12 protein-coding genes are annotated in these 11,455 nt (G+C 48.0%); 5 read left to right on the top strand and 7 right to left on the bottom strand.

The window, feature by feature from the left end; all coding sequences use genetic code 11:
- Positions 1-126: 126 nt before the first annotated feature.
- Complete coding sequence (locus K0H60_RS10765) at positions 127-1,509, top strand: Na+/H+ antiporter NhaC family protein (RefSeq protein WP_011717101.1); 1,383 nt, start codon at positions 127-129, stop codon at positions 1,507-1,509.
- A gap of 254 nt (positions 1,510-1,763) precedes the next feature.
- On the opposite strand, the gene efp is transcribed toward K0H60_RS10765, so the two are convergent.
- The 6 genes from efp to K0H60_RS10735 all read right to left on the bottom strand — a co-directional run bounded on the left by efp (position 1,764) and on the right by K0H60_RS10735 (position 5,628).
- Complete coding sequence (gene efp / locus K0H60_RS10760; protein WP_088212346.1) at positions 1,764-2,324, bottom strand: elongation factor P; 561 nt, start codon at positions 2,322-2,324, stop codon at positions 1,764-1,766.
- Between the two features lie 44 nt (positions 2,325-2,368).
- The gene (earP, locus tag K0H60_RS10755; protein ID WP_220055700.1) at positions 2,369-3,553 is read right to left on the bottom strand and encodes an elongation factor P maturation arginine rhamnosyltransferase EarP; all 1,185 of its coding nucleotides are present in this window, start codon (positions 3,551-3,553) and stop codon (positions 2,369-2,371) included.
- 108 nt (positions 3,554-3,661) lie between these two features.
- Positions 3,662-4,189, bottom strand: a complete 528-nt coding sequence (gene fldA / locus K0H60_RS10750) for a flavodoxin FldA (protein WP_088212348.1) — start codon at positions 4,187-4,189, stop codon at positions 3,662-3,664.
- A 55-nt stretch (positions 4,190-4,244) separates the two neighbouring features.
- Positions 4,245-4,517, bottom strand: coding sequence for a LexA regulated protein (gene ybfE / locus K0H60_RS10745; RefSeq protein WP_011622798.1), 273 nt, complete (start codon positions 4,515-4,517; stop codon positions 4,245-4,247).
- An 11-nt stretch (positions 4,518-4,528) separates the two neighbouring features.
- Entirely contained in the window at positions 4,529-4,750 is a 222-nt protein-coding gene (locus tag K0H60_RS10740) for a DUF2788 domain-containing protein (RefSeq protein WP_007648263.1), read from the bottom strand.
- 101 nt (positions 4,751-4,851) lie between these two features.
- On the bottom strand, positions 4,852-5,628 hold the full coding sequence (locus tag K0H60_RS10735) for an alpha/beta fold hydrolase (RefSeq protein WP_220055699.1): 777 nt from the start codon (positions 5,626-5,628) through the stop codon (positions 4,852-4,854).
- Positions 5,629-5,923: 295 nt separating this feature from the next.
- Between K0H60_RS10735 and seqA the strand changes: the two genes are divergently transcribed.
- Together seqA and pgm are read left to right on the top strand one after the other, a co-directional pair.
- Complete coding sequence (seqA, locus tag K0H60_RS10730; protein WP_208662636.1) at positions 5,924-6,475, top strand: replication initiation negative regulator SeqA; 552 nt, start codon at positions 5,924-5,926, stop codon at positions 6,473-6,475.
- 71 nt (positions 6,476-6,546) lie between these two features.
- Complete coding sequence (pgm, locus tag K0H60_RS10725; RefSeq protein ID WP_220055698.1) at positions 6,547-8,199, top strand: phosphoglucomutase (alpha-D-glucose-1,6-bisphosphate-dependent); 1,653 nt, start codon at positions 6,547-6,549, stop codon at positions 8,197-8,199.
- A 119-nt stretch (positions 8,200-8,318) separates the two neighbouring features.
- Here the strand turns inward: pgm and msrA are convergent, their stop codons facing one another.
- Positions 8,319-8,798: a peptide-methionine (S)-S-oxide reductase MsrA gene (gene msrA, locus K0H60_RS10720; protein WP_011717096.1), complete on the bottom strand. Its 480-nt coding sequence runs from the start codon at positions 8,796-8,798 to the stop codon at positions 8,319-8,321.
- Between the two features lie 278 nt (positions 8,799-9,076).
- Here msrA and astE point away from each other — a divergent pair, with 278 nt between their 5' ends.
- Together astE and K0H60_RS10710 are read left to right on the top strand one after the other, a co-directional pair.
- The gene (gene astE / locus K0H60_RS10715; protein WP_220053162.1) at positions 9,077-10,111 is read left to right on the top strand and encodes a succinylglutamate desuccinylase; all 1,035 of its coding nucleotides are present in this window, start codon (positions 9,077-9,079) and stop codon (positions 10,109-10,111) included.
- Positions 10,112-10,273: 162 nt separating this feature from the next.
- Positions 10,274-11,452: a thiamine pyrophosphate-dependent dehydrogenase E1 component subunit alpha gene (locus tag K0H60_RS10710; RefSeq protein ID WP_220055697.1), complete on the top strand. Its 1,179-nt coding sequence runs from the start codon at positions 10,274-10,276 to the stop codon at positions 11,450-11,452.
- The last annotated feature ends 3 nt before the right edge of the window (positions 11,453-11,455 follow it).

Below are 11,455 nucleotides of genomic sequence, written 5' to 3'. Positions count from 1 at the left end.
AGCAGGTAATATCGGCGGAGTTAGTCATCATGAAGCAGCAATATTGGCGTCCGTTATCGAGGTGATTTCAGGCGCTGTTCTAAAAACTTTTGCCTTTTAGGCGACTTATTTAGAGGACCTAAGTGCATGTCTGAACCGACAGCGTTAAGTCTTATTCCACCTTTGGTGGTATTGGTGTTGGCCATTTGGTTACGCCGCCCCATTCTTTCTCTGATCATTGGTGCGGTAACTGGGTTTCTGTTACTCGATCCGTCGCAAGTCTTAAATAATTTCGCCAGTACTTCATTAAAAGTCATGGCCGATGAAACCATAGGTTGGTTGATTTTAGTCTGTGGTTGTTTTGGTGCGTTAATTGCCCTGTTAGTGCGTACTGGTGGTGCACTGGCGTTTGGTCGAAATGCGCTGAAATTTGCTAAAGGGCCTAAATCCTCCCTGTTTATGACCTTTATTCTCGGGATTGTGATTTTTATCGATGACTATCTGAACGCGTTAACCGTGGGTGAAACCATGAAGCGTGTGACCGATAAGTTTAAAGTGTCCCGTGAAATGCTGGCCTATGTGGTTGACTCTACCGCAGCTCCAGTGTGCGTGCTCGTGCCATTATCCACCTGGGCGGTATTCTTTGGTGGCTTGCTGGTCGATAACGGTGTAGCGGCAGAAGGTCAGGGCATTAGCGTGTATATGCAGGCGATTCCCTACATGCTTTACGCTTGGTTAGCCGTAGCCATGGTGTTACTGGTGGTGTTAGGTGTTGTGCCTGCCATTGGTCCGATGAAAAAAGCCCAGCTGCGCGCAGCCCAAGGTGAACCAGCAGAAGCACAGGTCGATTTAGACCAAGTGCAAACCTCTGATGAATACGCGATTGCTGCGATTGAAGAAGAGTTTAAGCATGCTGACAATCAGGGCAAACTGCACAACTTCTTAGTGCCTATTCTGCTACTGGTTGCCTTTACCGTTTATTTTGATATCGACGTCTGGAAGGGTTTGTTAGCGACATTAGTTATCACGCTGCCTTACTATGCAGTGCAACGCTTAATGCCACTGTCAGAGATGATGGACCAGATGATCGATGGTTTTAAGAGCATGTTGCCCGCCATTGGTACCGTGATCGCCGCATTCGTGTTTAAAGATGTGTGTGATGCACTGCTGCTGCCACAATATGTGATTGAATCATTGAGCCCCTTTATGACGCCTAAGATGTTGCCAGCTGTGGTATTCCTCTCTATGGCGATCTTGGCCTTTGCGACAGGTTCAAGCTGGGGTATTTTTGCGGTGACAATCCCCATCGTGATGCCACTGGCGCAATCGGTTGGTGCGGATATTCCACTGGTGATTGGGGCGTTGTTATCGGCATCATCATTTGGTAGCCAAGCGTGTTTCTATTCAGATTCGACCGTATTGGCTGCACAAGGCTCTGGGTGTAACTTAGTGAGCCATGCGGTGACTCAGTTACCCTATGCGTTAATTGCCGCTGTGATTGCGTTCTTTGGCTTTATCTTGATTGCCTAAGCCGCGATATCGTAAATATAAAAAAACCAGCTAAGGCTGGTTTTTTTATGGCTCGCGTATATTGCTTACGTTAACTATTGGCACTTGTTGCTCGCGCTGATTGCCGTGCTGTTTGGCACGACGCTGAAACAAACGCTTCGCTGCTTAACCTCGATATCCAATTCCCATGATAACTATCCGCTGCACATCAAATTCGAGGCAATAAAAAAGCCAGTGCAGGCACTGGCTTTTTTATCTGGGACTGAGAAGGGCGATTATACGCGCTTCTTGAATTCACCAGTACGAGTGTCGATTTCAATCTTGTCGCCAACTTTAACGAAGTCAGCCACGCTGATTGTACCGCCGCCAGTGATAGTTGCTGGCTTCATCACTTTACCTGAAGTATCGCCACGAGCAGATGGCTCAGTGTAAGTCACTTCACGTACGATAGTGGTTGGCATTTCAACAGAAATAGCTTTGCCTTCGTAGAAAGTCACTTGGCAAGTTTCTTCCATACCGTCAACGATGTAAGCCGCAGCGTCACCTAAGTTTTCAGCTTCTACGTCGTATTGGTTGTATTCTGCATCCATGAACACGTACATAGGATCAGCAAAGTAAGAATAAGTACAATCCAGACGATCTAAGATGATATCGTCAATCTTATCTTCACCTTTGAAAGTGGTTTCAGTACCAGAGTTAAGCAGTAAGTTTTTCAGCTTTAACTTAACGATGGCAGCGTTACGGCCAGAACGAGTTGTTTCTGTTTTCTGTACAACCCATGGGCTGCCTTCAAACATGATCACGTTACCAGGACGGACTTCATGAGCAGTTTTCATTACACAATTTCCTATATGTCGATTTTCTATTTCAGCGCAGCATCTTAGCTTTTTTTGACGAATTGGACTAGCCGAGTCGCAAGATCTGCAGCATTTATTGCGTCAATTGGCCAATCTTTAGCATGTTGCAAGAGTGGCAAACTGACAGGATTTAGGTTTTGCCAGTGAGTTTTCACGGCAGATTGCTCGCCTTGGTTAAATGCAACATTCAATTTAGACCAAGTGTCGGCAATATCAGGGGGCAGATTATCGCAGTAAAGTTGGATAAAAGCTCCTAATTTTATTAGATGATAATCATCTTCTTGCGGATAAATATGCCAAATAAAGGGTTTAGCGGCCCATTGCGCCCTCAGGAAGCTGTCTTCACCGCGGACAATGTTAAAGTCGCTGCTCCACAACAGGCGATCAAACCCTTGCTGGTCTGTCATCGGCAAGATATGCAGGGTCAAATCACCGAGCTTGATTTGCTGTCCGGGGCTGAGCGCCTCAATCTTGCTGGGCAATAAGTGTTGTAAGCTGTTTAAGCTGCGTCCCTTGGGAATGAGTGCATGGATTTTGGCATCGCTTGTTGCACTGGCTTGCCAGAGCTCACATAACGCCGGTAGAGACTCGGTCTCATAGCTAAATACGCTGTAGACAGTATCTTGCGCCTGAATATCCTTAAGGCCAAGGCGCTCAAATAATTGCAATTTATTGGCGCTATCCCGTTGCCATGCATCACGTTCGGCAAATAGCTCGCGCTCACAGATAAGTCCACCTGTTTTGGACGTAAAGCCAGGGAAAAAGAAATACTTCTTAATGCCGCTTGCCTGCATCGACGGTAACCCATGGCAGCCATCGACCCAGTCTTCGGCACTTAAATATTCTAAATTCAGCCAGACGGGCACCGCTGGCGGTGTTGTGCTGTGCAGCGCGATGAGTTGTTGCTTGACCTCATCAGGCAGTTCACAGGCAAAGGCTTCAATTAACACCGCGCCGGGCACAAATGCCACGGGCAGTGGACTTGTCCAATGATTGATAGTTACACCATTAAACACTTGGCTACTAAGTTTGGGGTCAAGGCTCGGTAAGATATGCGAAAAGCTGTGTAAGTCATCGACCCAGAGTGTAATGGGGAGCTGATATTCATTGACCAGCTGTTTGGCTAAGCGCCAAGTAACGCCGATATCGCCGTAGTTATCGACAACACAGCAAAAGATATCCCAGTGGGCTGCGCGAATGTCTGTCATAAATGGAATGGCTCCGCGTTCACAATGTTAGGGACGAAAATCCCCCATAAAAAAAGCGGCGTTTAGGCCGCTTTTGATCCATCGTTAACGAATTAACGATAGCGCGAATTAGTCTTCAAACTCGGCTAAGCACATTTCTTCGTAGATTTGCTTCACCCAAGCATCGACACGCTCTTCAGTCAGTTCAGGTTGACGGTCTTCGTCAATCCCTAAACCGATGAAGTGGTCATCATCGACTAAGCCTTTTGAAGCTTCGAAGTTGTAAGTCGCTGTTGGCCAGTGACCGATGATGATACCGCCACGGGCTTGAACAATATCGCCCACCATGCCCATAGCATCGAGGAAGTATTCTGCGTAGTCTTCTTGGTCACCACAACCGAAGATAGCAACCAGTTTGTCGGTAAAATCAATCTGTTCTAATTCAGGGAAAAAGTCATCCCAGTCGCACTGTGCTTCACCGTAATACCAGGTTGGGATGCCGAACAGCAGCAGGTCGTATTCTGCGATCTGTTCTTTGGTGCTCTTGGCGATATCTTTCACCTCAACCATTTTCTTACCCAGTTTCTTCTGGATCATCTTGGCGACAGCTTCGGTGTTGCCTGTGTCGCTACCGAAAAAAAGACCTACAGTTGCCATTGTCTATCCTTTATGTCTAGTTCACTTATACGTTAATCTTGCTGCTATCGATTGCTCAGCATTCTATTTTTTGCTGAAGAATTAATTCGATTAACTGGCTTCGGCTGATGTTACTGGCCAATGCCTGCTCATTCAAGGCGTCATATAAATCTTGTGACACCTTTAACTCTATTCGCTTTAATCCTTTGGCTTTATCCCGCTGGATCTGGTTGCGCTTATTGACCTTAAGTTGCTGGCTACGGGACAAAGGATTGCTACGTGGGCGGCCCCGGCGCTTTTCATTGGCAAAAAGGTCAATGGTAGTTCTATCTGTTGCTTCTTTTGCCATGTTCTTATTGTTTAACCGATGCCTGAACCTTCCCAAGACATCTGGATAATACCTTTTGCAATAAACCCGGCGCAGCCGAGAAATAACACTAACCACACAATAAATCGACCAAATTTCGGCACATTACCTTGTTTAAGCACATCGTGGATGGCCATGCCGATAAAGAAAAATATCGCGGCAAAAAACAGGTTCAGGCCGATGGTTTCAATTTGTTCCATGTACTGAGATAACATACTTTCTTAGTCCTCTAGAGTCTTCTAAGGCTAAAAGAGGCGCGAATATATCACATCAGCAGGGTGTCGGCTATATGATTTAGGTCGAGAATCATTGTCATTTACACTGAGTGTTTGTCAATAAATTCAGACACAATACGATTGAACACCGCCGGTTTTTGGGCATGTAGCCAATGGCCACAACCTTCTAATGTTTTGGCCTGCGCCGCTGGAAATTGGCGCATGATCTCATCGCGATGCTCGGCGGTCACATAATTGGAGTCGCCACCCCGGATAAAAAGGCTCGGTCCGTTAAAGACTTGCTGTGTTTCGTACTTTTGATTAGGCCAACCAATGATGTTGGGATAGCAGCTTTTTAAGCCAGTGAGGTTCATCTTCCAACGAAAGCCTGTGTCGGTGCGCTGGAGGTTTTTAAGTAAAAACTGCGCGGTCGGCTCATCGATGCCACCCGCTAATAAATGCGCTAACGCGAAGCGGCGGTCGGTGTGGCCTTCGAGTGGCAAACTTTCGAGTGCGGCAAATACCGCATCATGGCGCGGTTTGTAAGCAACAGGGGCAATATCGGCGGCCACCAGGCTGATGATGCGTTCTGGGTAGGCAAGGGCGGTTGCCATGGCGATTTTACCGCCCATGGAGTGGCCAACAATATGCACGCGCTCAAGCGCCAGTTCATCTAACAATGCCGCCATTGCCTTGGCTAAACTTGGGTAATCCATCGTTTGCCAATGTTCACTCAAACCGTGATTAGGCACATCGACACGAATAACCTGATGATTTGCTTCGAGGACTTGTCCTAGCCCCTTAAGATTATCTAAATTGCCAAAGAGTCCGTGGATAAGGAGGACTGCTTCTCCTTGACCTGTGGATGCAAAATTCATGAAGTCGCCTGTGCTGTGGTACATAAAGTGCTGCGGATTGTGCCCCTAATGGGTTAAGTTTGACAAGTCTTGAGGCGATTTTGAGTCACAGTGCGCCGAACTTGCTGGCTTTTTCAGCGATTAGCGCGCTTGTGCTAATTTGATGTGCGATTTCACGCATTTTTAGATTAATGATGCTTTATCAGATTGATAGAGATAGATACACTGGGGCAACGATCGCACAGATCCTTTGCGAGGATCGCCTGTGGTGCACTTTTTCGGTTAAGCCTATCGAATAACAAAGGATAATAAGGTTATGAAATACATCGAAGTGGATGAAGAGCTCTATCGTCATATTGCCAGCAAAACGGAACGTATTGGTGAGAGCGCCTCTGACATTCTCCGTCGATTACTCGGCCTGTCCGTCGATGCGGTTGAACAAACGCAGCCACAGGCCATTAGCCAACCGAGTTTAGAGGCGGCGACGCCTGAGCCACAGGTCGCGCCTCAGGTCGAAACCTTAGTCTCAGCGACCGATTTCAATCAATTGGTGGATGAGCATAAGTTAGCACAGCAAAAAGGCGCAGTGGGTCGCTTCTTGTTTTTGCTCGAGAGTTTATATCAACAGAGCCAAGCGCAATTCTCGCAAATTTTACAGATCCAAGGTCGCGATCGACTCTATTTTGCGCGCTCACGGGAAGAGTTACTCAAGGCCAGTGCTACCGCAAACCCGAAGGAAATCGGTAACACTGGATTTTGGGTCACGACCAACAATAACACCGCCAAAAAACGGGCGATTTTAGTCGAAGCCTTAGTGCAATTTGGCTGCGATACCGAAATCGCCAACGGCATTGCCGAACGCGTATAACGCCTTTATCGACGCCGCAATGATGCGGCGTTTCCATTTAATTAACCGATTTTCCAGTAGGAGAGGATCAGGTGGCAATACATCAACGGGCAGGACAAACCGCGAGTCAGACGGATCTGGTGAATATTCCAAAGCTGATGAGCCATTATTACAGCATCAAACCTAATGTGGATGCTGCCGAGCAACGTGTGACGTTCGGGACCTCGGGTCACCGCGGAACTGCGTTTCAAGCAAGTTTTAACCAAGACCATATTTGGGCGATTACCCAGGCCGTGGTGGATTATCGCCAATCGGTGAATATCGACGGGCCGCTATTTTTAGGTATCGATACCCACGCCTTATCTTATGCGGCCTACGTGTCGGCGATTGAAGTGTTAGCGGCCAATAAGGTGACTGTTAATATTCAGCAAAATGATGGCTTTACTCCCACGCCTGTGGTGTCCCATGCCATTATTTGCGCCAATCGTGAAGCGGCGCTGAGTGGTGCCGCGTTAAGCGATGGTTTGATTATTACCCCATCCCATAATCCGCCGCAGGATGGTGGCATCAAGTACAATCCTCCCCATGGCGGCCCGGCCGAAGGCAATATCACCGCCTGGATTGAGTCCCGCGCCAATGATTACTTGCGCGCAGGGCTGAAGGGCGTTAATAAGCTGGCTTATGCCGACGCGTTAACCTCGGGCTATGTGCATGCCATCGATTTGATTACCCCCTATGTGGCGGATTTAGTCAATGTGGTTGATATGCACGCTATCGCCAAGGCTAAGCTGAAATTGGGCGTTGACCCATTAGGCGGCTCGGGTATTCATTATTGGGCGCCGATTGCCAAGCATTATGGTATCGATATCACCTTAGTGAACGATAAGGTCGACCCAAGTTTTAGTTTTATGTCGCTGGATAAAGACGGCAAGATCCGCATGGATTGCTCTTCGCCCTATGCGATGGCAGGCCTACTGGCCCACAAAGAATCCTTCGATTTATGTGTCGGTAACGATCCTGACTACGACAGACACGGTATCGTGTGTCCGGGCACGGGGCTGATGGATCCCAACCACTATTTAGCAGTTGCGATTGATTATCTGCTGACCCACAGACCTGAATGGAGCGAGCAGTTAGCCATCGGCAAGACGCTGGTATCGAGTGCGCTTATCGATAAAATCTGTGCCTTTCATGGCAAAAAATTACTCGAAGTCCCCGTTGGCTTTAAGTGGTTCGTCGATGGGTTAGCCGAGGCAACTATTGCCTTTGGTGGTGAGGAGAGTGCGGGCGCCGCGTTCCTGCGCCGTGATGGCACGACTTGGTGTACCGACAAGGACGGTTTTATTCTGGTGCTGCTTGCGGCCGAAATGCTTGCGGTTACTGGCAAGACGCCGGGGCAACGTCATCAAGAATTAGTGGCGCAGTTCGGTCAAAGTTTCTACAAGCGTATCGACAGCCCGATTAGCCTCGAGAACAAAGCCAAATTTGCCAAGCTCAATGCTGAGACCTTAAACGCCACTCTGCTGGCGGGTGAGAAGATTGATGCCGTATTAACCCACGCCCCAGGTAACAATGCCTCGATTGGTGGCATCAAAGTGACTACGGCCAATGGTTGGTTTGCGGCGCGGCCGTCGGGCACTGAGGCGTTATTTAAGATTTACGGTGAGAGCTTTATCAGTGAGCAACATCTTGCCGATATTATTAAGGATGCACAGGCCTTGATTGATAAGGCGCTTAGCGCCTGATCTAACGTTTAAGCATTCTTTACAGATAAAAAAACGCACTCATGGAAATCCTATGAGTGCGTTTTTATTTGCAGCGATGAGCGGCAGAAGCCACTCACTCGGATGCTAACAGGTTATGATCAGTACTCGAGATGGCAACTTGGTAAGTTGTTCTTATCGATATAGTTTTGATGATATTCCTCGGCCACATGGAATTGCTGCAAAGGCACGATTTCAGTCACGATGTGGCGTAATCCCCAACGTCCCGAGCGAGCAAAGGCCAGTTTAGAGGCTTCAGCCGTCGCTTTTTGCTCACGGTCGTGGAAGAAAATGGTACTGCGATACTGAGTGCCAATATCGCCACCTTGCATGTTGAGCGTGGTTGGGTTGTGGTTCTTCCAAAACACATCCAGTAACTCATCGTAGCTGACAATCGCTGGGTCAAATTCCACTTGTACGACTTCGGCATGGCCTGTCTTGCCTTTTTTGACTTCCTCATAGGTGGTCGCTTCGTTATTGCCACCCATATAGCCACAGGTCGCGTTGGTCACGCCGTTGACTTGTCTAAAGAAATACTCCACGCCCCAAAAACAGCCGGCACCGAAAGTTGCTAACGCCATGATAAATCCTGATAGAAGTCTAGATGGCTAAGGATTGTGATAAAACTCATGCCTAAAAGCAAGTGTGTCGACAAAATTAATCCTATGTCGGCCAAATGTGGCTAAGATGCTGTGGTTTTGCCGTGAAATGCGCTTGTTTGACCAGAATGACAGAGTAACGGCCCAAAAACTTGTGTTAGTATGGATGCGCTTTTTAAGGCGGGTAGCGATAAGTGCAATGAAACAGGCAGTTATTGCCATAAATCCAGCCTTTAACACGCTATTATAAGGAGAATTCTGTGTTACAAGCTCTGTTAGATTCGAAGGATTTTCTCGCGCTGACCCTCGCCAATCCGCAAACCCTCGGTGATGAGTTTAGTTTCACCTTAGGGGAACATACTCGAGTCGAAGTGTGGGACACGGGCGTCATCGTTTTTGAGCCAGCACAAGCCCAAGGTAAGGATGTCATTCTCTCCTGCGGTGTCCACGGTAATGAAACCGCCCCCATCGAACTCTGCAATACCTTAATCAAACAGCTTCTCCAACAAAAAATCATCGCCAAACAACGCACGCTGTTTATTATTGGCAACCCTTTAGCGATTAATAATGGCACTCGCATTATCGACGAAAACATGAATCGTCTGTTTAGTGGCGAGCATTCAAATCCACCGGGGTTAGTGAATCCTGAGCGGGTGCGGGCGAAAAAATTAGAAGCCTATGTCGACCGCTTCTTTAACGGCGCAGCCGCAGGGCGCCAGCGAATTCACTACGATTTACACACGGCGATGCGTGCGTCAAAACACGAAAAGTTTGCGATTTATCCTTATCGTCCCGGCCGTGCTTATAGCGCCGAGCAAATCATGTTTTTAGCGGCAAGTGGCGTGGATACTGTGTTATTTCACCATGAGCCGACGACGACCTTCAGTTATTTTTCCTCCGAGCAGTATGGCGCCGATGCCTTTACCATTGAATTAGGTAAGGTGTATCCCATGGGGCAAAACGATATGACGCGTTTTATTGCCGCCCAAGAGATGTTTATGCGCCTTATCACAGACAAACCCTTAGCGCTTGAGCCATTCTCGGCGGATAAGGTGAATCTGTACCAAGTGTGTCGGGTGATTAACAAACATTTTGATGATTTTGAATTTACCTTCGCGACTGATGTCGAAAACTTCCGAGCTTTCCCTAAAGGCTTTGTATTGGCCCGCGAGGGCGGGCAGGAAATTAAAGTCGAACAGGAATTTGAAGCGATTGTCTTCCCCAATGCTAAGGTGCCCATCGGTAATCGCACTGTGATTTGCCTGATCCCTTCAGTCGCGCCAGATGTTCGCTAGTTTTGTAAAGCATTATATACATGCCCACAGGGGATTAGTTGTCGTTTGAACTGTGCCAACGGTTGATAGGTAGTTTACGTTAACGTAATGTTCATCCGGCATATTCGTATAAATTAGGCGTTGTGGATTTTCCATGGCGTAACGAGATAACAAGAGCACAATATGAGCAAAGCAACACTCAACACTGATACAGTGCACCGTGTCGGCTTCTTGGATAAGGCATCGCTTCACATTCCTATCCTTCGAATTCTACAAGCAGACGGCACTACCTATGAAACCGCGGTTTTGCCTGTAATAGATGAAGCCTTAGCCACCAAAATTTACGATACTTGCGTATTCACGCGGGTACTCGACGAACGTATGTTAGGCGCGCAGCGTCAGGGACGGATCAGCTTCTATATGACCTGTACGGGTGAAGAAGCGGCGATCGTCGGCAGTGTCGCGGCGCTTGATTCTGAGGACGTGATCCTCGCGCAATATCGCGAACATGCGGCGCTGCGTTACCGTGGTTTTACCACTGAGCAGTTTATGAACCAAATGTTCAGCAATGAGAAGGACTTAGGTAAAGGTCGCCAAATGCCAATTCACTACGGCTGTGCGGCGTTAAACTACCAAACCATTTCATCACCATTGGCCACGCAAATCCCGCAAGCGACAGGTGTGGGTTATAGCTTGAAAATGCAGGGCAAACGTAATGTTGCCGTCTGTTATTTCGGTGAAGGCGCTGCGTCTGAAGGTGACTTCCACGCCGGCTTGAATATGGCGGCGGTGTTAAAATGCCCCGTGATTTTCTTCTGCCGTAACAATGGTTATGCGATTTCCACTCCAACCGAAGAGCAGTTTGCCGGTAACGGTATTGCTAGCCGCGGTGTGGGTTACGGTATGCACACCATTCGTGTCGATGGTAACGATATGCTGGCGGTGTTAGCGGCGACGCAGCAGGCGCGTGCCTATGCGATTGAGCATAATGCCCCCGTGTTGATTGAGGCCATGACTTATCGTTTGGGCGCCCACTCATCTTCTGACGATCCTTCTGGCTATCGCTCAAAAGAAGAAGAGGCGAAATGGCAACAACATGATCCGGTCAAACGCTTCAAGTTGTGGTTAATCAACAAAGGCTGGTTGGCCGAGGCCGATGATGCCCAGCGTTACGAGAAGTACCGTGAAGAAGTGTTAGCCGCCGTTAAAGTCGCTGAAAAATTACCTATCCCTATGCTGGATGAGATCATTGAAGACGTGTACGACAAGCCAACACCAGCGCTGAAAAAGCAGCTGAGTGAGCTTAAAGAGCACATCAAGAAATATCCGCAATCCTATCCCAAAAGTGCAGGGAGGCTATAAGCC

This window comes from Shewanella mangrovisoli (assembly GCF_019457635.1).
Classification (GTDB): Bacteria; Pseudomonadota; Gammaproteobacteria; order Enterobacterales; family Shewanellaceae; genus Shewanella; species Shewanella mangrovisoli.
This window is presented reverse-complemented; position numbering and strand designations above follow the sequence as displayed.

Excerpts from the sequence above, each read along its gene's own strand:
- K0H60_RS10765 (WP_011717101.1), top strand. The coding sequence starts at position 127 with ATGTCTGAACCGACAGCGTTAAGTCTTATTCCACCTTTGGTGGTATTG.
- efp (WP_088212346.1), bottom strand. The coding sequence starts at position 2,324 with ATGAAAACTGCTCATGAAGTCCGTCCTGGTAACGTGATCATGTTTGAA.
- earP (WP_220055700.1), bottom strand. The coding sequence starts at position 3,553 with ATGACAGACATTCGCGCAGCCCACTGGGATATCTTTTGCTGTGTTGTC.
- fldA (WP_088212348.1), bottom strand. The coding sequence starts at position 4,189 with ATGGCAACTGTAGGTCTTTTTTTCGGTAGCGACACAGGCAACACCGAA.
- ybfE (WP_011622798.1), bottom strand. The coding sequence starts at position 4,517 with ATGGCAAAAGAAGCAACAGATAGAACTACCATTGACCTTTTTGCCAAT.
- K0H60_RS10740 (WP_007648263.1), bottom strand. The coding sequence starts at position 4,750 with ATGTTATCTCAGTACATGGAACAAATTGAAACCATCGGCCTGAACCTG.
- K0H60_RS10735 (WP_220055699.1), bottom strand. The coding sequence starts at position 5,628 with ATGAATTTTGCATCCACAGGTCAAGGAGAAGCAGTCCTCCTTATCCAC.
- seqA (WP_208662636.1), top strand. The coding sequence starts at position 5,924 with ATGAAATACATCGAAGTGGATGAAGAGCTCTATCGTCATATTGCCAGC.
- msrA (WP_011717096.1), bottom strand. The coding sequence starts at position 8,798 with ATGGCGTTAGCAACTTTCGGTGCCGGCTGTTTTTGGGGCGTGGAGTAT.
- K0H60_RS10710 (WP_220055697.1), top strand. The coding sequence starts at position 10,274 with ATGAGCAAAGCAACACTCAACACTGATACAGTGCACCGTGTCGGCTTC.